Origin of the sequence: Streptococcus pantholopis, from assembly GCF_001642085.1 — a bacterium.
In the GTDB taxonomy this organism is placed as follows: domain Bacteria; phylum Bacillota; class Bacilli; order Lactobacillales; family Streptococcaceae; genus Streptococcus; species Streptococcus pantholopis.
In genome coordinates this window covers 42,135-68,869 of sequence record NZ_CP014699.1, presented here as the reverse complement: position 1 = coordinate 68,869, position 26,735 = coordinate 42,135, and the positions used below count along the sequence as shown (strand labels likewise).

Genomic DNA, 26,735 nt, shown 5'->3' with positions numbered 1-26,735 from the left:
GGAAAAACGATTATGAAACTTGTCGGAATTGTCGGCTCAAACGCTGACCAGTCCTATAACCGTATGCTCTTAGAATTCATTCGCCGCCATTTTAAACTGAAATTTGAACTGGAAGTGCTTGAAATTAAAGATGTTCCTATGTTTAATCAGGATGACGATCAGTCTGACAGCTTTGCTGTTCGCTATCTCTATAATAAAATTACCCGTGCAGACGGCGTTATTATCGCAACTCCCGAACATAATCATACGACCACTCCAGCCTTGAAAAGCACCCTTGAGTGGCTGTCCTTTAACTTGCATCCCTTTGAAAACAAGCCTGTTATGATTGTCGGAGCTTCCTACCACGATCAAGGGACATCGCGCGCTCAGGTTCACCTGCGCAAGATTCTTGATGCGCCGGGGGTCAATGCCTACACGCTTCCGGGCAATGAGTTTCTGCTGGGCAAGGCCAAAGAAGCTTTCGATGAAGAAGGCAATATTACTAATGAAAGCACGGTTGCTTTCCTTGAAAGCTGCTTGGATAATTTCATAAAATATGTGGGAGTCGTATCACAATTGAAAAAACCAAAACCGATTGAACCGGAAGATTTAGACTGTGGAAAACCTATTGCAACAAGTATTACAGAAATTGATCCGGATGATCCGGAATGGCTGGAAAAAGCTTCCAAACTGGTGAATGCTGTCGAAGGAGATACCTATGTTAAACTCGACCAAGGTTTACTGACAGTTAACCAGCTTAATATGTTCTTAAATGCCATGCCTTTTGAGCTGACTTATGCTGATGACAATAATCAATTCCTATACTACAACAATGCGCATCAGGATCCGGAAACCATGTTTGCCAAACGGGTTCCTGAGCAGGTTGGAAATCGCATGTCAACTGTTCACGGTTCTCTGCCGCCGGCTCGCATGAAAAATGTTGAATGGGTTATCGGTACACTGCGCAACGGCAATCAGGAATATGTCAGAACAATTGTTCCAGGTTCTCCGGACAGTGTCATTAATACCCACAACTATCAAGCTATGTATTATCCTGACGGGTCTTATGCCGGTATCAATGAAATTGTCTTTAATTTTAAACCTTGGCTGGATTGGTATCTTAAAGAAACCGGACAACGTTTAGTGGGCGGCCACGGTGCAGGCCCCGCTTCTCACGGAGCAGCAGATGCCACATCCGGAGCTTCAGACAGCGCTGGCAGTGCAGGGGCAGCTACCGATGCCGATTCAGGCGCATCGGCACACTGATTTTACCAAATAGAAGCTGTTTTATAAATTTAGAAGCTTTAAAAGCCGGGGCTCTCAAGGCTGAGAAAGCAAGAAGCCATTTTCTTGAAAGAAAAGCTGCTGCTTTCTCAGCTTTTTAACATCTGCCATTAAGCCAATGTTCTGGCCTGCATTTCTGTCAGAAAACTGCTGCTGCCGCTTTTTGACTTTGGAATCAATCTCTGATAAATAATAACATAACCCGCAAAAACGACCAAGGAGTGATTTATGACCCCATTTCAGGAAAAAATCGGCGCAGCCTGCGCTAAAAAAGAAGCCTTGTTTAATGAAAGCTTGGCCCGATACGCTTTGCGTTCCATCTTTGCCGGAGCCTATCTGACAATGAGTACAGCGGTCGGTATTATCGGTGCTGATGTGATTGCTGCAGGTTTTCCAGCCTTGTCACGCTTTGTCTTCACCTTTATATTTGCTATCGGCCTCGTCTATGTTTTGATATTTAACGGTGAACTGGCCACATCAAACATGATGTATTTGACAGCAGGAGCTTACTACAAGCAAATCTCTTGGCAAAAGGCCATTATGATTCTCCTCTACTGCACCTTTTTCAACCTTGTCGGTGCTCTTATTCTGGCTTGGCTTTTCAACCAATCGTTTTCATTTATGAATCTGACCGACAAGAGTTTTGTTGTTAATGCCGTTAATATTAAGCTGGCTAAGTCGGACTGGAGCAACTTTATTGAAGGCATTACGGCTAATATGTTTGTTAATATTGCCATTTTAGGCTACATGCTCTTAAAAGAGGAAAGCGCTAAAATTTTTATCGTTATTTCTGCCATTTTTATGTTTGTTTTTCTCATCAATGAACACTTAGTAGCCAATTTTGCATCTTTTATGCTGGCAGCTTTTAATCCGGTCAGAGCCCATATCAATAGTTTTACCTTCTTTAATGTCGCGCGTCAGTGGATTGTTGTTTTCTTTGGCAACTGGCTGGGAGGCGGCCTTTTCATCGGTATTGCTTACGCTTGGCTGAACCAAACAAAAACAAACCATATTGAACAGTAGCACCTGCTTGTAACCCAACTCTGTCAGTTAAAAAAACAGCCGCTCGGAAAGTATACCGAGCGGTTGTTTTTATTGGAAATAAAACAGGCCGCAGGTTAACTGGGGAACACTAAACTGATAAGTCCCGCCTCTTTAAAATGATATAACTGGCTGCTAAACTGCAAACAGTGATACATCCGGCAATAAGCAGGTAAAGACTGTTCAGCTTTTCCTGACTGAAAACTGTGATAGCATTAGCATAATAATAAGGCGTTACATATTTGAGAAAAGCCACATCTTCGATAAGCCGGCACAGCATATCTAAAGCATAGAGCAGAAGCGCCAAACCCAGAGCCAGGCCGACCTGCTTTTTTCTGTAAAAAGCTGATAGAAGCAGACAAAAGGCAGCCACTTCATTTTGCATCAAAAAAGCCCGAATGTGGTAGAGCCAATAAGCCTTGAAATCCAAATCTACCTCGGCCAGCTTTACAGCCCCTATTTCAAAGAAAATGACAAGACAGTTGAAAGCCAGCAAGAGACAAATAATGCTAAGGTATTTGGCTAACCAGACTATTCTCCTGTTATAAGGCAGGGTGTAAAGAAATTCAGCCGTGTGCCCCTCTTCTTCCTTAGCCAGCGAGATGATACCCAAGTAAGCAGCAAACATGGCACTGCCGACTGAGAAAATCAAAGCATTTTCTACGGCATAGTAGCCATTAAAATCAGCAATATTCATCTTATCCATCCCCATACTGGCAGAAAGACCGCCCATGCTGCCAAGCGACTCAGCCATCGACTGAGCACTGTTTTCCATACTTGTAAACAAGCTAATCGTTATAAAACAAAGCAGTCCGATACTCACAGCCCAAACCAGCATTGCTGTGCGGGCAGACCGCCACTCATGCCTCAGTAAAATCATTTTTTTCCTCCTGATAGTAATGTCTGAATAAGTCAGCTAAGGATGGCTCTTCAACCAGAAAATCGTCAGCCTGTAAATCCTGTAAATAGGCCAGCAGTTCCCTGCCTGAACCGGCAAAAGAGGAATGTTCTATCTGCCCGTCCTGCCAAAAAGTAATTGTTTTTGACTGACTGCCTATAAGTTCTGACAGAGTTCCTACTTTTAAAATATCACCGTCCTTAATAATAGCTATACGATCACAGTAAGTTTTAATGTCTTCCAAAATATGCGAGGATAAAAAGCAGCTGGCTCCCGCATGACAGGCCTCTTTAACCAGCAGCCAAAACCGTTCCTGCATCAAGGGGTCCAAACCTGAAGTCGGCTCATCCAAAATTAAAAGCTCGGGCTGATGCTGCAGAGCACAAACAATACCGACTTTTTTACGATTCCCCAATGACAGTTCAGCAATTTTTTTGTCCAGCGGCACATCTAAAATTCGGCACAGCCTATGGCTTTCGGAACTACAGTCTTTTTTATGGGATTTAGCAGCAAAATCGATAATTTCTTCTACACGCATTTGGGGGTAAAACATACTTTCTGATGGCATATAGCCGATATGCTGCAAAGCTTCTTTTAAGGTCGGATAACGCCCGTTTAACAGCTCAATCTGTCCTTTATTAGGATGGATTAAGCCCAAGAGACAGCGGATTGTTGTTGACTTTCCAGAACCGTTGGCACCTAAAAAACCAAAAATCTCCCCCTTTTTGACCTTTAGCGTCACATCACTGACCCCCTTATATTTACCGTAATATTTATACAGACCCTGAATTTCAATAGCATATCTTTCTGTCATTTTTGTTTCCTTTCCTTATAGTTTTCTAACAGCTGATTAAGACGCTGGCTGTCAATACGGCGTTTGATTTTATTAGCTGCAAAGACCGACAGATAGCAGACAGCCATATAAAGCATAAAGATCAGGCTGACTGTCCAAGAGCCGTCAAACCAGCCCAAAAGCTGGCCGCAAAGCCCGTATATGCAGCTGGAGACTAAAAGACCTGCTAGGCCCCAGCCTGATAATTTTTCTGCCTCATCAAAATTGTGAAAAAGATAGACCTGAAGGTAAGCCAGAAAATAAGCCAGAAAAATCAATTCAAATAAATAAAAAACACTGATTTGATAGGAAGCCTGCCAGCATTCATAAAAGGCGATAAAGACTAGGGCACACATGCTGTAAACCCCTGTTTTATACTCAATTGTGACCTCTTTGCTAAAAATTCTCTGCCATCTCGTTTTCATCCTGAACTCCTTCTGCTAAAAGCTGCCGCAAAGCACCGGCATATTTCCGAGAAATAATGATTTTCTCTCCATTATCCAAACGCGCCTCAATTCGGCCGTAGGCCTGACTTTTAAAATGAGCAATCCGCAGAATATTAAGCAGCATAGACTTAGAACAGCGAAAGAAACTATCCGGATAAATTTTAGTCAGTTCCTTCAAAGTCTGTGCAACCTGCAGCACATCCGATGCCGTATAAGCATAAACTCGGCCATCTACGCTCTCAAAATAGAGAATCTCTGAGATTAAAATAAAGCGCTGCCCCTCTTCATTGCGGCCCAAAATTTTTTCAGCCTGACCGGCCACAAGATTGATAAGCGACCGCAGGCTATCTGTCATTTCTGTATAACGGATAATCACTTCCGTTTCACCGTGAGCAACTTTTTCTAAGCTGACTTTCATAGAAAAAGAACCTCCTTTCAGCCATTAGTATAGCAAACCTAGTTTGAAAGACAATAGCCAAACAGGCAAGATGCAAAAATCACTGCTAAGCTGCATAGCTAGGTCCGCAGGACAGGACAAACGTCTAAACTCTCTTTATCAGACAAAAAAATCCCTAATATCTGACTGGCAGGGGACTGCTGCAGATATTAGAGAATTTTCTTATTTTTGAAGTCCTTTGAAACGATAAAGGACCAAGCCCAATGCAATCAGTGACAGAATCCCTGATAAAAACAGGTACAGACTGTCAGGGACTTGACCAGTCTCCGGTAAAACCTGATGCTGCTGATCGGCAGGAGCTGTAAGTGCTGTCTGACGCTGCAGCTGTCCAGCCTGACCGGCCGGCAGCCGATCTGATGATATTCCGGCTGCCTCTGACTGGTCTGACGGATCAATCGTTAACGATAGAGGGGCACTCTCTGCTGAAAGCAAAGCATTAGCCAGGACTGGCTCAACTGTTGTTTCAGTTGGCTGTATGCCAGCAGCAACAGCCTCAGGGGCAAGATCAGCCGGTCTGCCAAGCGCATTAATACGGGACATCAGACTTTCAAAATCTGTCGGCAGCTCATCGTAGGGATTGTTTTGCACATCATCCGTAATCATCAGCCAGCCGGCATTGCGCTGCCGTGCTAGTTCAATAAGTGTGTCATATTGAGCCGGATCCGCGGCATAAATCAAGTGGAAAATCCGGTTGGCATTGGCGGAATCATTTTCAAAATTTGACTGAGGCTGCGGAAAATTATTGATATAGTCTTCTGCACTGACTTCACTGGTCAGCCAGATATCAGCATAAGGGGACAGATCATCTGTGATGGAGCGGCCGGGATTAGCGATGACGGTCATATTGGGATAGGTGTTTTTGACATAGGTATATAAATCGGCCATCACCTGCAAGTCATTTGGATTGGTGCCAGCTCCGGCTTCATCGAAGAAAATACCGGCGATATTGTCTGTCCCATAAAAGGCAACATAGCGATCGACATCAGCTGTAATATCAGCTAAACTGCGATTGAAATAATCGGTCTTGACATAGGCAATATTCTGAATTCCGGCATTCCTGTTGTCGGCTATTTGCCGGCTGAAGTCAGCATTGGGAGCAGTCCCCGGACCGCTGTCCGGATTGATAATCACATAAGGAATCTGACTGCCTCCCACAGCTGTTATCCGCGTCCAGTAATCATCACCCTGATTGGCATAACGATAAGCGGGCAGAATAACGGACTGTCCTGTAAGTTCGGACACATTATCCTGAACAGAAGCTGCATCCTCTGATACGACAGGAAGGACTGCCGCTCCTGCCTCTTCAGAAACCGTTTGATCAGCTGTCAGATTTGCCAGCTGCGAATCTGTTTCTGTCTCTATAAGAGCTGAAACAGGTTCCTCGTCTGCAGAAGCAGCAAAATTATCCCATTCTGCCTGACTTGCCCCAGTCTGGACAGTCTCAGAAGAGGCTGCCGGATTTTCTGCAGCACTTATCTCATCAGCACTGATGCGAAAGGCAGCAGAACCTAGCTGAATTGACAAAAACAGCAGGAAAAGAAAACTTAAAATGTTTCGGTTGGTATCTTTCATAAATCCTCCTTTTTTTAGTGTTCTATGCATTTTACCTTATATTCATTAACAGCCTTTCTCATTTTTATTATGGCTTGATTACTTTTAAAGAGGTCTTTTTAACAGTGCAGCAAGAAACACTCTGTTCTGGTGTCTGGTCTGCAAAAAAGAGCCTTCAGGCTCTCCAACGTTTTGTTTTCGAGGTAAAGGCTGTTTTTACTTGTCTGGCCGAATTCCCAGAAACCTTTACTTTAATTTATCCTGCTCATAGGTATGGGTAAGTTCTAAACCGGGAAAGTCCTGCTGGCGCAAGGCCTCATAAATAATCAAACAGACTGCATTGGACAGGTTGAGACTCCTGACATGCTCATCATTCATAGGGATACGCAGAGCCTGTTCGGCATGAGCCCGCATAAAACTCTCAGGCAGTCCCTTATCTTCGCGGCCGAAGATAAAATAATGCGGCTGGCTGTCCCTATAATTGACCGCCGCATAGGTTTTGACAGCAAACTTACTGATGAGATGGACAATCCCCTGGGAGCTGTCCATAAATTCTGCCAAACTGTCATAAAAAGTGATATCCAGCTTATCCCAATAATCTAAGCCTGCCCGCTTCATCTTTTTATCATCCACCGGAAAGCCCATCGGCCGGATAATATGAAGAGGGCTGTTTGTAGCTGCACAGGTTCGGGCAATATTCCCTGTATTAGCTGGTATTTGGGGCTCAAAAAGAACAATATGGTTTCTTTGACTGTCAGAACGGTGCTGCCGCCGGCTCAATTCTTCTATATTCATTATCCTGTCACACTTTCTTCCAAAACATAAAAATAACCACACTGCCCGGAGTCAAGCTCAGCAAACAATGTGGTTGTGGCGATTCGTTTTCTTAAATCATAACAGGTTTGATTTAAACCAACGAATCTCATATGATATTATAACACTTTGACATATAAAGTCAATATATTTGATACAAAAATAGTAATTTTTTTGCCCAGCTTCCTTTTACCTTTAGAAACCCTTATTTCTCATTTAAATAGGCTCTAAAAATTCAAAGATGCTTTGAGTGATTTTTAGAGGAAATCAGTAGTATTTTAAGGAAAAAAGGAGTATGATAAAGGATATAAACTGGAGGTAAAAATGAGAATAATTGTTGTTGGCGGAGGAAAGGTGGGAACAGCTCTCTGCCGTTCGCTTGTTGAAGAAGAACACGACGTTATCTTAATCGAAGAAAAAGAGCCGGTTTTAAAGAATGTTACCAAGCACTATGATATTATGGGAATTGTCGGCAACGGTGCCAATTTTAAAATTCTGGAGCAGGCTGATGTCAAAGACTGCGATATTTTCATTGCTATTACCGACAAAGATGAAGTCAATATGATTGCTGCAGTTCTTGCCAAAAAGATGGGGGCAAAGGAAACCATTGTCCGAGTCCGCAATCCGGAATACTCCAATCCCTATTTCAAAGAGAAAAATTTCCTCGGTTTTTCTTTAGTTGTCAACCCTGAACTGCTGACAGCGCGCTATATCGCTAATTCTATCGATTTCCCCAATGCCTTATCTGTTGAACATTTTGTCAATGGCAGGGTTATGCTGATGGAATTCAAAGTCACCGACAGCAGCAAGCTATGCAGGATGAGCCTCAGTCAGTTTCGACAGAAATTCAGCAATGTGGTAATCTGTGCCATTGAACGTCAGGGAAAAATTATCATACCAGACGGCGAGGACACAATTGTGACCGATGACAGAATTTTTGTCACTGGAAACCGGACCGAAATGGTGGCTTTTCATCATTTTGTTAATTCTAAAACAATCAAGAACATGATGATTATCGGAGCTGGACGGATTACTTATTACTTGCTGAACATCCTAAGACAGGCCAAGCTTCATTTTAAATTAATTGAAATCAATCCGGAACGGGCAGAGCTTTTCAGTCAGGAATTCCCTGATGTTCATGTTGTACAGGGAGACGGAACTGTAAAAAACTTTTTAATGGAAGAAAGTGTATCCAGCTTTGATGCGGTCGCAACCTTGACTGGAGTTGACGAAGAAAATATCATCGCATCAATGTTTTTAGAAACATTAGGCATCCAAAAGAATATTACTAAGGTTAACCGCACCAGTCTCTTAGAGATTATTGATACGACTCAATTTTCCAGTATCGTTACCCCAAAAAGCATTGCCGTTGACAGTATGATGCACTTCATTCGCGGACGTGTCAATGCTCAGGATTCTAATCTTGATGCCATGCACCATGTTGCCAATGGACAGGTTGAAACACTGCAATTTGAAATTCGGGCTAAAAACAAAATGGCCGGCAAAACGCTGGCCTCCCTTAAACTAAAAAAAGATGTATTAATCGCTGCCATTATCCGAAAGGGTAAGACGATTTTCCCAACAGGCGATGACATTTTTGAGGTAGGCGACAAGATTGTTGTTATTACCCTTTTAAATAATGTCAGTCATATCTATGATGTATTTGAGAGGTAGATTATGAATAAGAGTATGATTCGCTATCTCCTTTCAAAATTACTCTTACTGGAAGCTGCCCTGATGATTGTTCCGCTGATTGTGGCGGCTCTTTATCGGGAAGAAAGCGCTGTTTTTTTCAGTATTCTGGCAACCATGGGTCTGCTTTGCCTGCTGGGCGGTTTAGGTGTCCTTATCAAACCGAAAAACTATCATATATACACTAAAGAAGCTCTGCTGATTGTTGCCTTATGCTGGGTTCTCTGGTCCTTTTTCGGAGCTCTCCCTTTTGTCTTTACAGGACAGATCCCCAATTTTATAGATGCTTTCTTTGAAACGAGCTCAGGTTTCACCACAACCGGAGCGACCATTCTTGCTGATACGGCCGCCCTCTCCCCCGCTCTTATGTTTTGGCGGAGCTTTGCTCACCTAATCGGAGGGATGGGGGTGCTGGTCTTTGCCCTGGCAATTATGGAGAACAGTAAAAACAGCCATCTTGAGGTGATGCGGGCAGAAGTTCCGGGACCAGTCTTTGGCAAGATGGTTTCCAGACTGAAAGACACTGCCCAAATCCTTTACTTTATTTACTTGGCTATGTTTGCCCTGTTTACTTTGATTCTGTGGCTGGCAGGGCTCCCTTTCTACGACAGCCTGATTACAGCTATGGGGACTGCGGGAACCGGCGGTTTTGCTGTCTACAATGACAGCATCGCCCACTATAACAGCTCTTTAATAACCAATCTGGTTTCCTTAGGAATGCTGGCTTTCGGCGTTAACTTTAATCTTTATTATTTCCTTTTGCTTAGAAAGTTCAAAGTTTTTTTCAAAGACGAAGAACTGCATACCTATATCAAAATTGTCTTAGTTGCTGCAGGTTTGATTGCCCTTAATGTCTTAGGACTTTATGATAATGTCAGACAGGGATTGGAGTATGTCTTTTTCCAAGTTTCAGCAACGATTACTACCACAGGTTATGGTATTACGGATATCAGCGGCTGGCCGCTCTTTTCTCAGGTCATTCTGCTGCTGCTCATGTTTGTCGGGGGATCGGCAGGCTCTACAGCCGGCGGTTTCAAGGTTATGAGATCCCTAATTCTGGCTAAAATTACCAAAAACCAAGTGATGTCAACCCTTTATCCTAATCGCATGATGTCACTGCATATCAATCATGAAACGATTGATAAGGAGACCCAGAACGGTGTCTTAAAATATCTGGCGCTCTATGTTATTTTTCTGCTGGGGCTGATCTTCTTTTTATCACTGGATAATAATAACTTTATGACCGTTTTCAGTGCTGCTGCCTCATGTATGAACAATATCGGACCTATGCTGGGGACAACTGATAATTTTGCCATCTTCAACCCCCTCTCCAAAGTCCTGCTGTCCTTTGCTATGATTGCCGGACGTTTAGAAATTTACCCTATGCTGTTGTTCTTTATCCCAAAAACTTGGTCCAAAATCTAAAAGCTTTGAAGTTTAAAAATCCCCATAGGACAGTGTCCTATGGGGATTTGCTTATTCATTTGATGACCGCGGGCTGTTTCTTTTCAGGCTAAAACGATTCGGAACCGGATCTTTGCCGCCTCGAACAAAGGGATGGCAGCGTAAAATACGGGCCAAACCCATGAGAACACCTTTAAGACCGTGTTTTTCAATCGCTTCAATCATATAATTTGAGCAGGTCGGCTGGTAGCGGCAAGAAGGCGGAAAAAGGGGAGACAGATAGGCTTGATACAGACGAACTAAACTAATAAGTACTTTTTTTACCATCAGTTACTATTAACAGCCAAATTATGCAGCTGGCTGACCTCTTTTTTACTAAGACGGCGAAACTCTCCCGGTTTTAATCCCCCTAAGTCAAGACTGCCAAATTGTATCCTTGAGAGTTTATCAACCGGAAGCCCAACCGCTTCAAACATCTTTTTAACCTGATGATGCCGCCCTTCATGAATGGTCAGCTCCACTACTGAACGATTTTTTTCCGCATCCGTTTTAACAATGCGGTAATGAGCAGGCTGGGTCTTTTGTCCGTCAAGCTTCATCCCTTTCGTAAGAGGACGCAGCTTTTCTTTAGTTGCTATGCCCTGTAAACGCGCTAAATAAACCTTATTAATCTTATTGCGCGGGTGAATCATCTTATCTGTAAAATCACCGTCATTCGTCAAAAGGAGCAGTCCTGATGTGTCCCAGTCTAAGCGCCCTACAGGATAAATCCGCTCCTTAACCTCAGGTAAAAGATCTACCACGGTTTTTCGCCCCTTCTCATCGGAAACACTGGAAATGGTCCCGCGCGGTTTATTGAGGAGATAATAGACTTTTTCCTCATTATAGATAGGCTCTCCCTTTACAGCGACACGGTCTCCGGATTTGACCAGTGTGGCCAGTTCTGTCACAACCTGTCCATTCAGAGTAACCACTCCTTGTTTTATCAGCTCCTCAGCTTTTCTTCGGCTTGCCAGACCGGCATGGGCAATATATTTATTTATTCTCATAATTTTGTCCTTTTGTTTCTGTCATCGAATCAGCCGGCATAAACAGAGCCGTTTCTTCTTCCTTAATTTCTATACCGGAAATATCAGGCAGCTGATCTAAATGATTAATGCCCATATAATCCAAAAAGTAGTCTGTTGTGGCATAAAGATTGGGACGGCCGATAACCTCTTTTTTCCCAGCCTCCCGAATTAAACCAAAGGCCTGAAGCTTGCTCAGCGCTCCGCTGGAATTGACCCCGCGGATATCATCGATTTCGATACGGGTCACTGGCTGCTTATAAGCGATAATGGCCAAGACTTCCAGGCTGGCCCGAGACAGGCTTTGATTTATCGGAGCTTTGGCATATCTTCTCAGTAAATCAGCATGGACTGCTTTAGTGACCAGCTTATAGCTGTTGGCTGTTTCTGTTAGACAGAGGCAGCTATCATCGTCTTCTTGGTACCTCTGCTCTAATTTTTCCAGCTGCTGCTGCAAGGCAGTGGGCGTTAAATCAAGCATAAGAGCCAAGTCCCTCAGACTTAACCCGTCTTCGCCTGCAACAAACAGCAAAGCCTCAATTTGAGACAAATAAGACATCTTTTTCAGGCTCCTTTTCGTAAAATAATCCGGCCAAAATTATCTTCCTGTTCAACACTGACCTGCTGACGTTTGATTAATTCCAATGCGGCCAGAAACAGTGTGATGGCTTCCTGCAGATTTTGACAGCCTGCAAAAACGCCGGTTAAGACGACAGAAGATTCACTCTCCAAACGGCTGTTTAGCAGGGCCATCATGTCTTCGATCCGATAGTCATCTTTTTCAATGACCGTATGACTGTTTTTAACCTCTTCCTGTTTGGCAGAAATCACTTTTGAAAAAGCCAGAAACAGATCCATGACAGATTTATCTTGTTTTAAGATGGCGTCTTCAACAATCAGTTCTTCTTTGGGCTTGGAATAGTAAACAGCGCGTTTGTCATGCTGAGCAGCCAGCTCGTCGCTCAAAACTTTGAAACGCCGATACTCCTCAATCTGACTGAGAAGCTCTAACTCCGGATCATCTTCTTCAACAGCTGTTTCAGCAACTTTTGGCAGAAGCTTACGGCTCTTAATCAACATCAGCTGGCTGGCCATCACCATATAATCTCCGGCTACTTCCAGCCTCATAGCCTGCAGAGTAGCAATATAGGCCAAGTACTGCTCAATCACTTCAACAATCGGCACATCATAAATATCCACCTCATATTTAGAGACCAAATGCAGCAGTAAATCCAAGGGGCCTTCGAAATCTTTTAATTTTATGTCCATTAGTCTTTATAGTATTTTTCCAAAGTCAGCGGGCTTTTAAGACCTAAACTGCGGCTAACTTGAGCCAGTGTTTTCCCGCTGGTTTTCTGTGAAAGAATGAACTGTTCCCGCAAGCTTTGTGCCGTTAAGTCGGATTGGTCAATTTCAGCCAAGTAAGCTTTCAGCTGCTTAAAAAACCATTGTCGCGAGTAAAACGAGCCGCGGTGTTCAAAAAGAAAGGTTTTATCATCAGAAAGAAAGGGACTCATGTAGGGCAGGAGACGATCAGGCAGCTCAATCACACGGCTAAAACCGGCCTTAGTCAGACGCAGCACCTTAAAAGTCAAGTCCACATCTGTGACTTTGATCATTTGAATCTCACTCGGCAGCAAACCAGTTTCGATGATTAATAAGGCGATCAGCTGGCCGCAGCCATTAACGCTTTTTTGATAAAAAACAGCAGAATCGATTAAGGGATGCACTGCAGTTTTTACCGGCAGGCGGTCCTTTACCTGCAGCCGGTAAAAGCTATCAAGCTCCTGCTTAAGGTAGAGAAAATACAAAAACTGATTCACTGCAGAAATCTTTCGTTTTTTAGCCGAGATGGCTAAAGGCGCCAAAGACTGCTCATACAAGGCGAGACGTTCCTTGTTTATACGGCTGCCTACTGTCTGACTGAACTGCTGCAGGTCATAATAATAAGATTTTTGCGAGTTTAAAGAAAGAGCTTTGCTGTCTATAAAAGCTGCAATTAAATCATTCATGGGCTGTTATCGTGTAAAAATCCGTGAAATTATGCAAAAGGCTGTTAACAGCTTTTAAAATAGATTTGCGTGTAATAATACCAGCAAAAATCCCTGAATCCGTAATAACAGGCAAAAATGGGTTGTCGATCAATTTATGCATAATTTCAGTTAAATCAGAATGATCTTTTATCGTATCAATCTGAGTATTAACCATGGGAGCGATATCTGTCTGTGCCAGCTCCGCTGCTGTCAGCTTCTCTTTAGTCTGATAGGCCATAATATCCGCAATACTAATCGTACCGACATAATTTTTATCCTTGGTAATGACAGGGACACGGGAATAGCCGTTATTAACCAGCAGAAGCATCACATGGTCAGCATTATGCGTATCAACAAAGATGGCTAATTCATCTGCCGGAATTAAATAACTGTCCAGCTGGCCGAGTAAAAAGTCTTCAAATTCCTTAGCAATCATCGTATAAATTCCTTTGACAGTGCGGGGTAGAGCTGGTGCTCACGTGTATAATAGCTTACGCTTACTTTGTCATCATCAATATCCAGCTTAGCATAGAGCCGCTCATTAATTTCTCCTCTCGGCTGTGAAACACTGCCGGGATTAAGAAATAGGACACCTTGCTCCTGCCAGGCAGCAGGACGGTGCAGGTGGCCGTATAAACAAATATCGGCCTCTCCTTCCTGTGCGAAGCGGATGAGATTATCCCAAGTGAAGTTAATATGGTAGAGATGGCCGTGTGTTTGGGCAACCGTCACACCGGGGAAAGGGATAAGCAGGCTGTTGGGATAGCCGCTGTCGTAATCGCAGTTGCCAGCGACAACATAAATGTCATCCCAAACCGTATCTGAACTTGGCAGTTCAGAATCCCCATTGTGAAAAATCGCAGTGACTTTCCCCAAATAGCGTTCCTTAATATCTTTAACAATCTCACGGTCACCATGAGAATCGCTCATTACAATGAATGTTTTGCTTGCCATTCTGGAAATACCTCCATTAGCTTTTTAACAGCCAAGGCCCTATGAGACAGCTGATTTTTTTCAGCAGGCGTCAATTCCGCAGCTGTTCGGCCTGTCTCACCAACTAAAAATAAAGGATCATAGCCAAAGCCGTTTTCTCCTTTAGGCTGCAAAGCAATATAGCCCGGCCAGTCCGCTTCTACTACCAAACTCTCTTTCCCCGGTGCTGCTACAGCTAAAGTGGTGTGAAACTGAGCAGAACGGTCTTTGATGTCAAAAACCATCGCCAGCTCATGCAGCAATTTGGCATTGTTGGAAGCATCATCAGCATCAGGTCCGGAAAAACGGGCAGACCAAACACCAGGCAGACCTCCCAGCACATCTACTTTTAAGCCAGAATCATCTGCTAAAACCATTTTCCCAGTCAGTTTAGCGATTGTTTCTGCCTTTAAAAGGGCATTTTCTGCAAAACTTGTCCCCGTTTCAGCAACATCAGGCAAATCAGGATAATCGTTTAAATTTTCCACCTTAAGTCCTAGTTTAGCAAAAATTCCCGAAAATTCCTTAGTTTTACCGTCATTTCGTGTCGCAATAAGGATGGTATCCCCAAAGGAAGCCGGAAGTCCGCCCTCTGAAAGAGCAGAGAGAGGCAGACCGGACTGGGGCAGATGGATCAGAAGCAGCCGTTCCTGCTCAATCATCAGAACCGCCCCCTGATGCTGCCGAACCTCTAAATGACGGCCCAGCTCTTGATTAATCATGTCCGCGACAAAAGCCAGCAAACGCAAAACAGAGCTGAAGCGCAGCAGCAAAATATTGCCAGCGCTAGAGGCAGGGTTTGACTGACCGGAGGAAATAAGTCTGCTTAAACTGCCCTGCAGCTCCAGAATATCATTATCTAAAGAGACAAAACCGTCAAAAGAGAACGTTCCTGTCCAGCGGCCTACAAACCAGTCATTATCATCTTTATATTCATAAATTTTCTCACTCATAATGTGACATGCTCCACGCTTATTTTTTGGTCCAGCCAGTTATCAGCAATTGTCTTAAAACCGGTGATGCCGGCCGTTGTATAAAAACGATGGGACCCTTTTTGATCGGTCAGCTCGCGGCGGCGGTTAATTTGAAAATAGTTCAAAAGAACCGAGATATCACGGACACATTCTGCTCCGCTGTCAATCAGCTTGACCTTTTCCCCCATGGCATTCTGAATCAGAGGGCGTAAAAGCGGATAGTGGGTACAGCCTAAAACCAAAGTATCAACTCTGCCAACCAGAGGTGCCAAACTGTCATAGACGATCTTCTTAGCTACACTGGAAGAAATTTCATTGGATTCGACTATAGAAACAAATTTAGGGCAGGCAAGGCTTGTAACTTCCATTTGCGGTGCCAGTAAATGAATTTTCTGCTTATAAATATCTGACTGAACGGTCATTGCTGTCCCAATAACCCCGATTTTTCCTTTGACAGTTGATTTAATTGCAGCACTGGATCCCGGTAATATAACACCTAAGACCGGAATGTCCAGTTTCTCTTTCACTTCTTCCCAAGCCACCGCCGTAGCCGTATTGCAGGCAAAAACAATCATTTTAACATTTTTGGTCAAAAGAAACCGAACCAATTCCCATGTGTACTGACGTATCTGCTCAGCTGGGCGCGGACCGTAAGGCGTACGGGCCGAATCACCGATATAAACAATCTCTTCATGAGGAAGCTGCCGCATCAGCTCACGAACAACAGTCAGCCCCCCAACACCAGAATCCAAAAACCCAATCGGTCTATTATCCATAATCCAATCCCTACACAAAAAATACAAAGGGCGTAAAAAATGCAAAGGAAAATAGGGATCTGACTGACGAATCGCCAGATTCTAAGTCAGACCATCTTCTCCCTGCAGCATTTAGCCGTATTCAATTCATCAAGATACAAAGCCCGTGAAAAAATCCGTATGAAAATAGGGGATGGCAAGTGATGCTGGCATCACGCTGACAGCCATCTTTTTCACTAGGATTTTAGGGCGTGTTCAATTCATCAAGATACAAAGCCCGTGAAAAGCTCACAGCAAAAATGACGGTAAGTCCGAAATCTTCGATTTCGCAGACGCACCCCTGCCAGAACGACTAGAAGGGTGCTGTCAGCCGCTAGGACGATAAAACCTTCAGACGTTTACGGCCAGCTAACTTGAAATCAATTCTAAACTTAGCCATGTCTTTTTTGCCAAGAGCTTAGCCCGTGTTCAGTTCAAACAAGATACAAAGCCCGTTAAAAGAGCAAGGCAAAAATCAAAAAGGCCCAGCGGACCTTTCCCTTAACTTTGATAACTGACAGGGCTGTGCAACTAAAGCTATAAAAATAACGGTCCTGTTATTTTTATAAAAACCATTTTTACCCACAGCATAATGGCTGCTTACAAGGCTTAAAGTGTGATAAAACAGCCAAGCCGCCTTAGCTTGAGTCAGGCTAACCTGCCTAAAACCGTCGCTCCGGATTCCTATCAGCTCAGTAAAAATTATTTTTTACCTTTTGCCTGAGCAGCCTTTGACTGCTTAATAATATTGCGGTAGGTTTGCTGAATCTTGGCTTCATTTGGTTTTTGTCCCATCTGGCTCATCATTTCACGAATAGCATCCGGAGTCAGACGAGGATGTTCGCCGATTTCTTTCTCGATTTGTTTCCGTGCAATAAAAACGCCGCCAACCAAGCCGGCTCCCAGAGCAATAATAATCAATAAAATCCAAACAAAAGTCGTCATACTGTTCTCTCCTACATTTTTTACATTCTATATTATAGCAGAAATGAAAGTGCTTTACAAATAATTGTCCCCTGCCCTCAACAAAAAACCTGTCTTGGATCAGTATAGCTAAGATAAAATTCTGAAACAATAAAAGACCAGCCGGCAGCCCTAAAGACTGGCGACCAGCTGTCTCTGCTATTTTTCGAAATTAAAGCCGTAAAGTGTGGCAAAGTAATCTTCTGGTTTTTCAGCCCGGCGGATCATCTTGGCCTGACCGTTCGTCTGATAAAGAATTTCAGCTGACCGCAGCCGGCCGTTATACTGGTAGCCCATTGAAAAACCATGGGCACCGGTATCATGGATAACCAGCAAGTCCCCTACACGAACATGAGGGAGTTCACGTCCTGCGGCAAATTTATCATTGTTCTCGCAAAGCGACCCAACGACATCAACAATTTCCGGTTCTCCTTGAGGATTGGTCATATTGGTAATATGATGATAAGAACCGTACATAGCCGGACGCAGCAGATTGACAGCCGAAGCATCTACTCCTACATAGTCACGGTAGGTTTTTTTACGGTGATGCACCCTGGTTACTAAGAGACCGTGCGGTGCCAGCATAAACCGTCCAAGCTCTGTGAAAATTTTAATCTGACCCAAACCAGCCGGTTGTAAGACCGCATCAAAGACCTGGTGCACTTTTTGACCAATCAGAGCAATGTCATTGGCCTCCTGATCGGGTAAATAATTGACGCCTATCCCGCCTGAAAGATTGATAAAACTGAGCTCAATACCTGTTTCTTCTTTCACTTCTACTGCTAATTCAAACAGTTCCCCTGCTAAAGTCGGATAGTAGTCATTAGTGACTGTGTTGGAAGCTAAAAGCGCATGCAGTCCGAATTCCTTGACCCCTGCAGCTTTTAATTCTTTAAACCCCTGCATTAGCTGCGTCTTAGTCATACCAAACTTCGATTCCTCCGGATGGTCCATAATGTCAGTTCCCAAAGCAAAGATACCTCCCGGATTGTAGCGCAGAGAGATTGTTTCAGGGAGCCCTGCATTTTCCTTAAGAAAAGCGATATCCTCATAAGCATCCAAATTGATAATAGCCCCAATCTGACGCGCATAGCGGTATTCTTCTGCCGGTGTATTATTGGAAGAAAACATGATATCAGTAAATCCCAGCTTATGGCTCATCAGCAGTTCAACTTCTGTTGCGCAGTCTACACCGCAGTTTTCTTCCTGCAAAATCTTCAAAATTGTTGGATTAGGAGTTGCTTTAACTGCAAAATACTCTTTAAAGCCTTTATTCCAGGAAAAAGCCTGATTCAAAGCACGCGCTTTTTCACGGATTCCCTTTTCATCATAAAGATGAAAGGGGGTTGGAAATTCGGCAGCAATCTTACTTAACTCTTCTTGACTGATAAAAGGGATTTTCATTCTCAACTCCGATAAATTAAGATACAAAGGGCGTTCAAGCTCACAGCAAAAATAGGAGCCTGACCGCCGAGTCATTAAAGACTCAAGGGAGGGCTATCTTTTTTGCAAAGAGCTTAGCCCGTGTTCAATTAATAAGATACAAAGGCCGTTAAAAACGCAAAAGCAAAAATGGCGGTAAGCCAGAAATCTGTGATTTCGTAGGCGCACCCCTGCCAGAACGACTAGAAAGGTGCGGTCGGCTGCTAAGGCGACAAAGCTTTCAGTCGTTTACGGCTAGCGGTAACTAGGTAACGATACAGATTTCCTGTCCCCTCACTCTCCCTTTTCTAGGTTCGGGCTGAAATCATCCACTGGATGATTTCACTGCACAGCTCTTAGGCCGTGTTCAATTAACAAGATACAAAGGCCGTTAAAAGAGCAAAGCAAAAATGGCGGTAAGCCAGAAATCTGTGATTTCGTAGGCGCACCCCTGCCAGAACGACTAGAAAGGTGCGGTCGACTGTTAAGGCGACAAAGCTTTCAGTCGTTTACGGCTGCCTAACTGTGAAATCAGTTCTATATTTGACCCTGCTTTTTCCCGCAGCGTTTAGGCCGTGTTCAGTTCACTAAGATACAAAGGCCGTTAAGAAATCCGTATGAAAATAGGGACAGACGAGCGATGACTCATATCGCGACGGATGTCATCTTTTTCATTAGGATTTTAGGGTATATTCAGTTTAAACTATTAGCACCATTATAACACAAAGCACTGGCAAATGACAAAACGGCTCTTTTGCAGCAGATTCATCAATCAGGCTGCAGGTTTAATGACCCAAAGGTCTATCATTTTTTGGGGCAACTGCAGGATAAACTGAATGTTATCCTAAAGAAAAAGATGAGCCTTATCCTTCAAAGGATCGCTCATCTTTACAGAAAGACTAATCTTCAAATTCCTTAGGAAATGAATCAATTCACTGTGTTTTTTTCAGATAAAACAGAGGAGTCCCCATTCTTTCCAGCTATGACGTAATCATCGGTATAATCATTGTAATAATAGCTATCGCTCCTGCTGTCTGCACTGCCATCATACTCTACGTTTGCTGACCAGGACATCTTTTGAATGATGCTGCCTGAACTTTTATGTTCAGAATCGTAGGCATAATAAAAATCGTAGATAACTGTAAAATCTACAGTATAAGTTTTCTCCCCTGTCTGAGTCACTTTTGTGACATCTATATCTGAAAAAGTAATTGATTTCGCACTGCGGTTTTTAGCGTTTGTCGTATTTGTTTCAATCATATTGACAACATCGCTGTACATGGAATTTTTACTGCCCCCTTTAAAGACACTCTCCAGCTTATCAGGTGCAGTATGATTACTGGCATAGTTTGACAGTTTATAATAGGCTTTTTCAAGGACACTTTTAGCTGTAGCTTTTGTCAGTATCCCATCAGCATCTAGGGTAATAGTATCACCATCATAGATGTCTTCAACAGAAATTGTATCAGATTTCACATTTGAATCATCACCGAATGTCTTTTTGACATAAACTTTAGACGAGTTGGTAACAGCAGTATTTGAAACTTCAAGCTTCCCATCTGACAAGGTGCCGACTTTCTTACTGCCAATATATAAATCCCCATCGGATAAATTGCTTTTTACAGTAAAATTGAGATAGGTAACATCTAAAGCAACCGTTTTATCACTGGATAAATTTTCTTCTGATGACACTTTTACTTCTTGGCCATCCAAATTAATGGAAGCTTCGAACTGATAAGTCCCCGGATAAAGGCGGGTTAAGGTTTTTGAAAAACGGCTGCTGTCGGTTGTGGCAAACTTCTTCTTATTAACAGACAAGGTCATTCCTTTAGTATTAGAAGTTACTTTAGCTGTTATTGGAGTAACAACGACCTTCCAGTTAGGAAAAATAAGATATTTTTGCCCAATTTTACGCATAGCACTACCATTTAATAAAGCTGATTCATCGTTTTCAATTTGAACAGATTTTTTATCCGTGTAGGCCAGCTCGGATTTTTTAATCGCCTTTTCTGTATCTGACCAAACCTCATATGGCAAAGCCTCATCAAAATCTTTATTAACAGCTTCTAAATACCGCTTAGCCACTTCGGGACGAGAGTAGTAATGCAAGCCATAAGCATAAGCAGAGATCAATGACAGTATGATAAAAAAGGCTGTCCCAAGAAGAAGTTTCTTACGCTTGGACATCGGCTTCTTCTGAGGAGCAGGGGTGCTGTTTATGACATTGGCCAGTTCATCGACAGAAAAAAGCGCAAATTTCTGGCTCTTTCCATACATAAATTCCTCTTTTGTCGGCTTGCGGCCAGCCTTTGTTTCAAATGCTGCTGTCCACTCCTGAATATCAGTTTTGCCTTGCTTTGGAGCTCCTGCAGCAATACTTTCATCGGCAGATTTTTCAGGGACTTGAAGACCCGCAATTTCTTTAATATGAATCGGAGCGAATCCTGTCTCTTTCCCCTTCATAAATTCTTCAGGGCTTGGCTGCCGCCCAATTACCTGTTCAAATAAGCGGACCCACTTTTCTTGACTTGCCATAATCCACCTCAATTAATAAAAGAAGCTGCTTCCTATTTCTCTGATATATCTAGCTAAAATACTAAATTCTACTATAGAGAATAAAAACATGATAACTGCGTTTACAAGGATAGCAATGAGGTATTTATAGAACATATCCATGCCAGAAACATTTTTTGATTGAGCCAGCGCAAATGTCGTTGCAAGCCCAAAAATCGTAACACTGACAGATAATACAAAAAATGAAAGCAATGAGAGTCCTATAAGGGCAAAAAAGGCTGAGACAGCTGACAATATAATATTAATCGAAAAGAGCCGACCGTACCATTCAAAGCTCTTTGAAAAAGTAAAGTCGGTTTCCTTATATACCAATCGTCTAGCAACAAAACCTGAGAAAATAACTGAAAAAATGTAAAGCGCTGCTGCAATCAAAATCATAAAGAAGGCTGACGGTCCAACCGGATTTGCGAAGCTGCTTTCTTCACCAAAAAAACGGCTAAAATTATTAACATAAAAAGTACCGATTCCAACCGCACGCCGAATCATGACAAAAACAGCAATAGTGTAAAAAAGAGTCAGCAGTCCAAAAGCTACATAACCGTTGTACTTATTAGTCGGAACCTCTGATGTGGGGGACTGCCAAGCAGAAACCAGCCAGCCCCAGAAATCTTTGAATAAACTGCTTCCTTTACCAGCTACTGTTGAAGCCAACTGAGGGACTGCGTCATCTGATGGCTTCACCCCTGGATTTTGAGCAGTTTTCTCTATACCGGTTTCTTCATCATTTTCAACAAATTCTCCAGCCATGAGCGCCTGTGCTATTTCTTCATCTGATGGCATACGGCCGTTGATAGCCGCAAAATAATCTACCCAATCTTCTTTTTTCATAATACTCCTCCACAATTTTTAGAGCCATTATAACATATCGGGAAAAACCATTCAACTAAAACCGAGTATTTTTCAGAAGGCATAATTTAAGATTGTTTCTGTTTTTTAGCAAGGCAAAACGCCTGTAAGCTCTGTATAATCTCAATTACAATAAAAAAGTTCTGTCATATCTCCACAGTAGATATGACAGAACTTTTAAATAAGGGGGAGGGCTTCTTCAACCGTTCTGACACTTCAGAGACACCGAAGCACAAAGCCCGAATAATCAGGTAAAAATTCATTTTACCGGCGATTGCCAAACAGACGCAGCAGGTTCAAGAAAAGGTTAATGAAGTCAAGGTAGAGACTGAGGGCCATTGATACAGCCCAGCCATCACCGACATTCCCTCCTGTCGCTTGATAGACATGTTTAATTCTTTGGTTATCATAAGCAATCAGACCTGAGAAAATTAAAACAGACACAATACTGATGATATAGCTCATCATGCCGCTTCCGATAAAGAGATTAATTAAGCTGGCAGCAATAATACCAATCAAGCCGGCCAGCAGAGCCTTAGCCATGCCGGATAAATCTCTTTTAGTTGTAACCCCAATCAGGGCCATCACAAAGAAGATGGTAGCTGATGACAGAAAGGCCTGCAAAACAGTGGTTTGTGTATAAGCCACGATAATGAAGCTCAAAGTAAAGCCGTTTAAGGCCGAGTAAGTTAAAAAGAGCGGAAGAGCAGCCGGTGTATTTTTTCTGGCAGCATTGCTGGCCACCAGAACCAAAATTAACTCTGCAAAGATAGCTCCGTAATATACCCAAGGGTAATTAATCATGATAGCGATCATATTGTCGGTAAAAACATAGAGCATCAAAGCAGAAATAAGGGCGGACAAGCCGATTCCCATACCGACTAAACTGTAGATTTTAGCGAAAAATCTATTCAGTCCTGTATCTGTCTGTGTATAAATCATACTGTCATTCATATTAAAATCTCCATTTCTAATGATTGTGACTGCCTAAAAATTTTCGACTGAAGCGGCGGCGTTTCTGCCAAACCCTCCGCAAAGGCATAGCAGCCTCTTTTACCGCCCAATACTTGTCAACCATAGTCACAATGTAGCCTTCTTTATAGCGCGGCGGAGCAACAGTCGCTCCCCACATATGCTTGAGGATAATATCCTCTTCTTTTTTACTGAGCTGTGTCAGTTTTCGGGCATTTCTCACAGCAATACGCGGATGAACCCAGGCATGGCTTTTATTAAATTTAGTAACCCGCCAGTCGTAATAAAAAAAGTCATGCAAAAGAGCTCCTCTGGCTGTACTTTTTTTATCCCACCCCAATTTTCTGGCAATGCGAAAACTGGTATAACTGACATTAATGGAATGTTCAAGCCGAGTTGAATGCTGGTGCTGAGTAATGCCGTCAAGTCTTTGAAAACGCGGATGTCTGATAAGATGACCAACGTGGTTCATAAACTCTTGGTCCCGCTCATAATTCCTCATATCCAATTACCTCTAGCTCTATTATAGCACACTCACTTAAATTAAGCTGAAAATAACAATACCGGCAGCAACAGCAACATTTAAACTTTCTGTTTGTCCGGGCATGGGAATATGGACCAATTGATCGGCTCTTTGTGTCAACTCATCGGAAATCCCCTGACCTTCATTGCCCATTATGAGAGCAAAATGTTCCGTTTTAAAGAGCTTCCTGTAATCAACAGCTCCCTGCTTCAGACTGGTCGCAAGCAGAGGAACAGACTGTTTTTGCAGCAAAAGACAAGTCTCCAATAGATTTGTCCGGTAAACCGGCAAATAAAAATGGCTCCCCTGCATGGCTCTCAGTGTTTTTTGATTATAGATATCAGCTGATTTTTCAGAGATAAAAACAGCTGAAAAGTCTGCAGCAGCTGCTGTCCGAACCATGGTCCCAAGATTGCCGGGATCCTGTATATCTTCCAGCAGCAGGAAGCGCCCTGCGGCTATCTCAGAGAGTTTTGGAACAGGCGGCATAGCGACTTCTGCTACAATTCCTTGCGGAGCCGGGGACTCCGATAAGGTCTTTAAGACATCTTCAGTTACCAACTTAACCTGTTTGAGGTGACGCACTTTCTCAGCCTGTTCGCTGACAACAAAAATGTTGAGAAAAACAGCCCCTGTTTTTTCTGCCTCAGCAAAAAGATGCCAGCCTTCTATCAAATAAGAATGGCTGCGATACTTTTTTTGCAGCAGTTTTTTTGTCTTTTTAATGAGATTATTTGCTTTTGAGGTTATAATAGTCATATAGACATTATAACAAAAAACTGAGCGAAGCCCTAAACACTGAGGAATGAAAATTACCTAGCAGATGATCTTTGCCCTAATGCGGAACCTAGAGAGTTAGGGAACCTTATAAACTGAGGCTCTTAATCGTCCCTTGCCAGCCGTAATTTGTCATCTTAGTAAGAGAGGTAGAGACGAAATCAAAGATTTCTGGCTTACCGCCAACCGTAGGCGTCTGAAGGCAGACAAAAATCCTAGCCTCCCAAATCACTGCTTGCAGTATAAACAAGACGCTAGTCGTCTAGCGGCATTTTAGTCGCTTTTTCAAAGCTTTAAAATGTCTGCTAGGCTTTGCGGGGGCGAGGCATCGAACTTTACGGTCTGGGGTTCTGTCTCGCTCCCTAGTCGTCTTTGCAGGGGTGCGCCTGCGAAATCAAAGATTTCTGGCTTACCGCCATTTTTGCTTTGCTCTTTTTACAGGCTTGGTATCTTGGTGAAACTGAACACGCCCTAAAATCCTAGTGAAAAAGATGACATCTATCGCGATGAGAGTCATCGCTCAGCTGTCCCTATTTTCATACGGATTTCTTAACGGGCTTGGTATCTTATTTTAGAAGGGAGTTTTGGTATGAAAAAAGTACGTTTGCTGGTTTCCGGTCGCGTTCAGGGAGTTGGTTTTCGTTATTCAACTTACGCTTTAGCGCTTGAAATCGGAGACATTTACGGCCGGGTATGGAATAATGATGATGGCACTGTTGAAATTTTAGCCCAGTCAGACGATTCCGGCAAAATGGCTAAATTTATTCAGGAAATACGCAAGGGACCGTCCCAATGGGCCAAAGTCACTTATGTTGATGTCTCAGTTGGACAGTTTTCGGACTATACAGATTTTCGTATGGCCAATTAAAAATCCGTCCGCAGAACTATTGAGAATTTAGAAAAAAAAAAGTAAAATAGATGGGTATATTAAATTTTAAAGGAATAAAAAGGTGAAAAAAAATTTAAAGCGTATCTTACTTTCAGGAACAGGGATAACAATGCTTTTGCTGCTTTCGGGCTGTGTCGGACGGGATGCAAGCGGTAATCCTAGCGGCATTATTTGGGATTTTCTGGGCCGGCCGATGACCACAGCAATCGATTATTTTGCTAATAATATGGGGCTGGGGTATGGTTTAGGAATCATCCTGGTGACCATCATTGTCCGAACTGTCATTCTGCCGCTTAACCTGCAGCAGTCGAAAAAAGCCAGCTACCAGTCGGAAAAAACAGCTTATCTTAAGCCCATTTTTGAGCCAATTAATGAGCGCATTAAAAATGCAAAAACCCAAGAAGAAAAATTGGCTGCTCAGTCCGAACTCATGGCTGCACAGCGTGAAAATGGTGTTAGTGTGCTGGGGGGTATCGGCTGTCTCCCGCTGCTTATCCAAATGCCCTTTATTTCAGCTCTTTACTTTGCTGCACGAGAGGTGCCAAACAGCAATTTTCTTGGGATTAATCTGGCAGAACGCAGTCTTGTTTTGACAGCCATCATTGCTGTCCTTTATCTCTTGCAGTCTTGGCTGTCGCTTCAGTCTGTCGCAGAAGAGCAAAAAGCCCAGATGCGGACTACTATGTATATGATGCCCTTGATGATGGTCATGATGTCCATTTCTCTGCCGGCAAGTGTTGCTCTGTACTGGTTTGTCGGAGGGATTTTCAGTATTGCTCAGCAATTAATCACCACTTACCTGATTCGGCCTAAGCTCCGGGAGCAAGTCGAAAAAGAATTTAAAGAGAACCCACCTAAAGCCGTTAAATCAACAAATCGCCCTAAAGATGTTACCCCTACATCAGCCGGCAAACCACAGACAGCTATCGCAGGCAATAGAAACAGACGCAATGCCGGCAAACAAAAAAGAAGGCACTAATTCTTAAAAGAGTTAACAGACTGAGCTAGCTCCCACCTTTTGGGAAGCTAGCTCAGCTGTTTTATTTTAATTTAAGCTAATTAAAAAAACCGGTGAAAGCAGAGCAACTGGCTTTCACCGGTTTTTTTCCATTTTTTAGTCACCTAAAAACAAGATACGCTAGCCTACAGAAACAATTGAAAGACCAAATTCACCCCACCGTCCTGGCAGAGGGGCGTCTGCGAAATCAGAGATTTCTGGCTTACCGCCATTTTTGCTTTGCTCTTTTAGCGGGCTTGGTATCTTGGTTTAATTGAGAACACGCCCTAAGAGCTGTGCAGTGAAATCATCCAGTGGATGATTTCAGCCCGAACCTAGAAAAGGGAGAGTGAGGGGATTGGAAATCTGTATCGTTACCTAGTTTCCGCTAGCCGTAGCCGTCTGAAGGCTTTGTCGTCTTAACAGCCGACAGCACCCTTCTAGTCGTCTTGGCAGGGGTGCGTCTGCGAAATCAAAGATTTCTGGCTTACCGCCAGCCGTAAACGACTGAAAGCTTTGTCGCCTTAACAGTCGA

At 43.1% G+C, this 26,735-nt stretch carries 28 protein-coding genes; 6 read left to right on the top strand and 22 right to left on the bottom strand.

All coding sequences use genetic code 11. The annotated features are described in order from the left end of the window. Positions 1-12: 12 nt before the first annotated feature. Positions 13-1,245 (top strand): NAD(P)H-dependent oxidoreductase, encoded by a 1,233-nt coding sequence (locus A0O21_RS00350; protein WP_067059932.1) that lies wholly within the window; start codon positions 13-15, stop codon positions 1,243-1,245. A 246-nt stretch (positions 1,246-1,491) separates the two neighbouring features. Next, entirely contained in the window at positions 1,492-2,286 is a 795-nt protein-coding gene (locus A0O21_RS00345) for a formate/nitrite transporter family protein (RefSeq protein ID WP_067059930.1), read from the top strand. Positions 2,287-2,395: 109 nt separating this feature from the next. On the opposite strand, the gene A0O21_RS00340 is transcribed toward A0O21_RS00345, so the two are convergent. From A0O21_RS00340 to A0O21_RS00315, 6 genes are all read right to left on the bottom strand, one after another. Further along, on the bottom strand, positions 2,396-3,184 hold the full coding sequence (locus tag A0O21_RS00340) for an ABC transporter permease subunit (RefSeq protein WP_067059928.1): 789 nt from the start codon (positions 3,182-3,184) through the stop codon (positions 2,396-2,398). Continuing rightward, positions 3,165-4,016 carry an ABC transporter ATP-binding protein gene (locus tag A0O21_RS00335; RefSeq protein WP_067059926.1) on the bottom strand — a complete coding sequence of 284 codons (852 nt, stop codon included), beginning with the start codon at positions 4,014-4,016 and terminating at the stop codon, positions 3,165-3,167. The genes A0O21_RS00340 and A0O21_RS00335 overlap by 20 nt, the downstream gene beginning before the upstream one ends. After that, positions 4,013-4,459: a DUF3021 family protein gene (locus A0O21_RS00330; protein WP_067059924.1), complete on the bottom strand. Its 447-nt coding sequence runs from the start codon at positions 4,457-4,459 to the stop codon at positions 4,013-4,015. Before A0O21_RS00330 ends, A0O21_RS00335 begins: the two co-directional genes overlap by 4 nt. Then, entirely contained in the window at positions 4,431-4,898 is a 468-nt protein-coding gene (locus A0O21_RS00325; RefSeq protein WP_067059922.1) for a LytTR family DNA-binding domain-containing protein, read from the bottom strand. Before A0O21_RS00325 ends, A0O21_RS00330 begins: the two co-directional genes overlap by 29 nt. 201 nt (positions 4,899-5,099) lie before the next feature. After that, on the bottom strand, positions 5,100-6,509 hold the full coding sequence (locus A0O21_RS00320; protein WP_067059920.1) for a spherulation-specific family 4 protein: 1,410 nt from the start codon (positions 6,507-6,509) through the stop codon (positions 5,100-5,102). A 225-nt stretch (positions 6,510-6,734) separates the two neighbouring features. Continuing rightward, complete coding sequence (locus A0O21_RS00315; RefSeq protein ID WP_067059918.1) at positions 6,735-7,283, bottom strand: tRNA (cytidine(34)-2'-O)-methyltransferase; 549 nt, start codon at positions 7,281-7,283, stop codon at positions 6,735-6,737. Between the two features lie 342 nt (positions 7,284-7,625). Between A0O21_RS00315 and trkA the strand changes: the two genes are divergently transcribed. Continuing rightward, complete coding sequence (gene trkA / locus A0O21_RS00310; RefSeq protein ID WP_067059916.1) at positions 7,626-8,975, top strand: Trk system potassium transporter TrkA; 1,350 nt, start codon at positions 7,626-7,628, stop codon at positions 8,973-8,975. Between the two features lie 3 nt (positions 8,976-8,978). After that, entirely contained in the window at positions 8,979-10,418 is a 1,440-nt protein-coding gene (locus A0O21_RS00305) for a TrkH family potassium uptake protein (protein ID WP_067059914.1), read from the top strand. Positions 10,419-10,469: 51 nt separating this feature from the next. Here the strand turns inward: A0O21_RS00305 and yidD are convergent, their stop codons facing one another. The 16 genes from yidD to A0O21_RS00225 all read right to left on the bottom strand — a co-directional run bounded on the left by yidD (position 10,470) and on the right by A0O21_RS00225 (position 24,296). Further along, positions 10,470-10,724 carry a membrane protein insertion efficiency factor YidD gene (gene yidD, locus A0O21_RS00300; RefSeq protein ID WP_067059912.1) on the bottom strand — a complete coding sequence of 85 codons (255 nt, stop codon included), beginning with the start codon at positions 10,722-10,724 and terminating at the stop codon, positions 10,470-10,472. Next, positions 10,724-11,446, bottom strand: a complete 723-nt coding sequence (locus tag A0O21_RS00295) for a pseudouridine synthase (protein ID WP_067059910.1) — start codon at positions 11,444-11,446, stop codon at positions 10,724-10,726. Before A0O21_RS00295 ends, yidD begins: the two co-directional genes overlap by 1 nt. Next, complete coding sequence (gene scpB, locus A0O21_RS00290) at positions 11,433-12,023, bottom strand: SMC-Scp complex subunit ScpB (RefSeq protein WP_067059908.1); 591 nt, start codon at positions 12,021-12,023, stop codon at positions 11,433-11,435. The genes A0O21_RS00295 and scpB overlap by 14 nt, the downstream gene beginning before the upstream one ends. A gap of 5 nt (positions 12,024-12,028) precedes the next feature. After that, positions 12,029-12,733, bottom strand: a complete 705-nt coding sequence (locus A0O21_RS00285; protein WP_067059906.1) for a segregation/condensation protein A — start codon at positions 12,731-12,733, stop codon at positions 12,029-12,031. Beyond that, a complete protein-coding gene (xerD, locus tag A0O21_RS00280; RefSeq protein ID WP_067059903.1) occupies positions 12,733-13,476 on the bottom strand; it encodes a site-specific tyrosine recombinase XerD in 744 nt (247 codons plus the stop codon). Before xerD ends, A0O21_RS00285 begins: the two co-directional genes overlap by 1 nt. Continuing rightward, positions 13,469-13,933 (bottom strand): cyclic-di-AMP-binding protein CbpB, encoded by a 465-nt coding sequence (gene cbpB, locus A0O21_RS00275; RefSeq protein WP_067059901.1) that lies wholly within the window; start codon positions 13,931-13,933, stop codon positions 13,469-13,471. Before cbpB ends, xerD begins: the two co-directional genes overlap by 8 nt. Beyond that, positions 13,930-14,451, bottom strand: a complete 522-nt coding sequence (locus A0O21_RS00270) for a metallophosphoesterase (protein WP_067059898.1) — start codon at positions 14,449-14,451, stop codon at positions 13,930-13,932. Before A0O21_RS00270 ends, cbpB begins: the two co-directional genes overlap by 4 nt. Further along, the gene (locus A0O21_RS00265) at positions 14,427-15,422 is read right to left on the bottom strand and encodes a nucleoside-triphosphate diphosphatase (protein WP_067059896.1); all 996 of its coding nucleotides are present in this window, start codon (positions 15,420-15,422) and stop codon (positions 14,427-14,429) included. Before A0O21_RS00265 ends, A0O21_RS00270 begins: the two co-directional genes overlap by 25 nt. Then, a complete protein-coding gene (gene racE / locus A0O21_RS00260) occupies positions 15,419-16,219 on the bottom strand; it encodes a glutamate racemase (protein WP_067059894.1) in 801 nt (266 codons plus the stop codon). The genes A0O21_RS00265 and racE overlap by 4 nt, the downstream gene beginning before the upstream one ends. 720 nt (positions 16,220-16,939) lie before the next feature. Further along, positions 16,940-17,182, bottom strand: a complete 243-nt coding sequence (locus A0O21_RS00255) for a YneF family protein (RefSeq protein ID WP_067059892.1) — start codon at positions 17,180-17,182, stop codon at positions 16,940-16,942. A gap of 177 nt (positions 17,183-17,359) precedes the next feature. Next, the gene (locus A0O21_RS00250) at positions 17,360-18,604 is read right to left on the bottom strand and encodes a diaminopimelate decarboxylase (RefSeq protein WP_067059890.1); all 1,245 of its coding nucleotides are present in this window, start codon (positions 18,602-18,604) and stop codon (positions 17,360-17,362) included. A gap of 945 nt (positions 18,605-19,549) precedes the next feature. After that, positions 19,550-21,157 (bottom strand): zinc ribbon domain-containing protein, encoded by a 1,608-nt coding sequence (locus A0O21_RS00245; RefSeq protein WP_067059888.1) that lies wholly within the window; start codon positions 21,155-21,157, stop codon positions 19,550-19,552. A 12-nt stretch (positions 21,158-21,169) separates the two neighbouring features. Beyond that, complete coding sequence (locus A0O21_RS00240; RefSeq protein WP_067059886.1) at positions 21,170-22,024, bottom strand: DUF6574 domain-containing protein; 855 nt, start codon at positions 22,022-22,024, stop codon at positions 21,170-21,172. Positions 22,025-22,306: 282 nt separating this feature from the next. Beyond that, complete coding sequence (locus A0O21_RS00235; protein WP_067059884.1) at positions 22,307-22,996, bottom strand: Bax inhibitor-1/YccA family protein; 690 nt, start codon at positions 22,994-22,996, stop codon at positions 22,307-22,309. A gap of 16 nt (positions 22,997-23,012) precedes the next feature. Continuing rightward, positions 23,013-23,516 (bottom strand): HD domain-containing protein, encoded by a 504-nt coding sequence (locus A0O21_RS00230; protein WP_067059882.1) that lies wholly within the window; start codon positions 23,514-23,516, stop codon positions 23,013-23,015. A gap of 36 nt (positions 23,517-23,552) precedes the next feature. Continuing rightward, the gene (locus A0O21_RS00225) at positions 23,553-24,296 is read right to left on the bottom strand and encodes a TrmH family RNA methyltransferase (protein ID WP_067059881.1); all 744 of its coding nucleotides are present in this window, start codon (positions 24,294-24,296) and stop codon (positions 23,553-23,555) included. 607 nt (positions 24,297-24,903) lie between these two features. Here A0O21_RS00225 and A0O21_RS00220 point away from each other — a divergent pair. Further along, positions 24,904-25,182, top strand: a complete 279-nt coding sequence (locus A0O21_RS00220) for an acylphosphatase (protein ID WP_067059879.1) — start codon at positions 24,904-24,906, stop codon at positions 25,180-25,182. Positions 25,183-25,264: 82 nt separating this feature from the next. Further along, on the top strand, positions 25,265-26,182 hold the full coding sequence (gene yidC, locus A0O21_RS00215) for a membrane protein insertase YidC (RefSeq protein WP_067059877.1): 918 nt from the start codon (positions 25,265-25,267) through the stop codon (positions 26,180-26,182). Positions 26,183-26,735 lie beyond the last annotated feature (553 nt).

Excerpts from the sequence above, each read along its gene's own strand:
- A0O21_RS00350 (WP_067059932.1), top strand. The coding sequence starts at position 13 with ATGAAACTTGTCGGAATTGTCGGCTCAAACGCTGACCAGTCCTATAAC.
- A0O21_RS00345 (WP_067059930.1), top strand. The coding sequence starts at position 1,492 with ATGACCCCATTTCAGGAAAAAATCGGCGCAGCCTGCGCTAAAAAAGAA.
- A0O21_RS00340 (WP_067059928.1), bottom strand. The coding sequence starts at position 3,184 with ATGATTTTACTGAGGCATGAGTGGCGGTCTGCCCGCACAGCAATGCTG.
- A0O21_RS00335 (WP_067059926.1), bottom strand. The coding sequence starts at position 4,016 with ATGACAGAAAGATATGCTATTGAAATTCAGGGTCTGTATAAATATTAC.
- A0O21_RS00330 (WP_067059924.1), bottom strand. The coding sequence starts at position 4,459 with ATGAAAACGAGATGGCAGAGAATTTTTAGCAAAGAGGTCACAATTGAG.
- A0O21_RS00325 (WP_067059922.1), bottom strand. The coding sequence starts at position 4,898 with ATGAAAGTCAGCTTAGAAAAAGTTGCTCACGGTGAAACGGAAGTGATT.
- A0O21_RS00320 (WP_067059920.1), bottom strand. The coding sequence starts at position 6,509 with ATGAAAGATACCAACCGAAACATTTTAAGTTTTCTTTTCCTGCTGTTT.
- A0O21_RS00315 (WP_067059918.1), bottom strand. The coding sequence starts at position 7,283 with ATGAATATAGAAGAATTGAGCCGGCGGCAGCACCGTTCTGACAGTCAA.
- trkA (WP_067059916.1), top strand. The coding sequence starts at position 7,626 with ATGAGAATAATTGTTGTTGGCGGAGGAAAGGTGGGAACAGCTCTCTGC.
- A0O21_RS00305 (WP_067059914.1), top strand. The coding sequence starts at position 8,979 with ATGAATAAGAGTATGATTCGCTATCTCCTTTCAAAATTACTCTTACTG.
- yidD (WP_067059912.1), bottom strand. The coding sequence starts at position 10,724 with ATGGTAAAAAAAGTACTTATTAGTTTAGTTCGTCTGTATCAAGCCTAT.
- A0O21_RS00295 (WP_067059910.1), bottom strand. The coding sequence starts at position 11,446 with ATGAGAATAAATAAATATATTGCCCATGCCGGTCTGGCAAGCCGAAGA.
- scpB (WP_067059908.1), bottom strand. The coding sequence starts at position 12,023 with ATGTCTTATTTGTCTCAAATTGAGGCTTTGCTGTTTGTTGCAGGCGAA.
- A0O21_RS00285 (WP_067059906.1), bottom strand. The coding sequence starts at position 12,733 with ATGGACATAAAATTAAAAGATTTCGAAGGCCCCTTGGATTTACTGCTG.
- xerD (WP_067059903.1), bottom strand. The coding sequence starts at position 13,476 with ATGAATGATTTAATTGCAGCTTTTATAGACAGCAAAGCTCTTTCTTTA.
- cbpB (WP_067059901.1), bottom strand. The coding sequence starts at position 13,933 with ATGATTGCTAAGGAATTTGAAGACTTTTTACTCGGCCAGCTGGACAGT.
- A0O21_RS00270 (WP_067059898.1), bottom strand. The coding sequence starts at position 14,451 with ATGGCAAGCAAAACATTCATTGTAATGAGCGATTCTCATGGTGACCGT.
- A0O21_RS00265 (WP_067059896.1), bottom strand. The coding sequence starts at position 15,422 with ATGAGTGAGAAAATTTATGAATATAAAGATGATAATGACTGGTTTGTA.
- racE (WP_067059894.1), bottom strand. The coding sequence starts at position 16,219 with ATGGATAATAGACCGATTGGGTTTTTGGATTCTGGTGTTGGGGGGCTG.
- A0O21_RS00255 (WP_067059892.1), bottom strand. The coding sequence starts at position 17,182 with ATGACGACTTTTGTTTGGATTTTATTGATTATTATTGCTCTGGGAGCC.
- A0O21_RS00250 (WP_067059890.1), bottom strand. The coding sequence starts at position 18,604 with ATGAAAATCCCTTTTATCAGTCAAGAAGAGTTAAGTAAGATTGCTGCC.
- A0O21_RS00245 (WP_067059888.1), bottom strand. The coding sequence starts at position 21,157 with ATGGCAAGTCAAGAAAAGTGGGTCCGCTTATTTGAACAGGTAATTGGG.
- A0O21_RS00240 (WP_067059886.1), bottom strand. The coding sequence starts at position 22,024 with ATGAAAAAAGAAGATTGGGTAGATTATTTTGCGGCTATCAACGGCCGT.
- A0O21_RS00235 (WP_067059884.1), bottom strand. The coding sequence starts at position 22,996 with ATGAATGACAGTATGATTTATACACAGACAGATACAGGACTGAATAGA.
- A0O21_RS00230 (WP_067059882.1), bottom strand. The coding sequence starts at position 23,516 with ATGAGGAATTATGAGCGGGACCAAGAGTTTATGAACCACGTTGGTCAT.
- A0O21_RS00225 (WP_067059881.1), bottom strand. The coding sequence starts at position 24,296 with ATGACTATTATAACCTCAAAAGCAAATAATCTCATTAAAAAGACAAAA.
- A0O21_RS00220 (WP_067059879.1), top strand. The coding sequence starts at position 24,904 with ATGAAAAAAGTACGTTTGCTGGTTTCCGGTCGCGTTCAGGGAGTTGGT.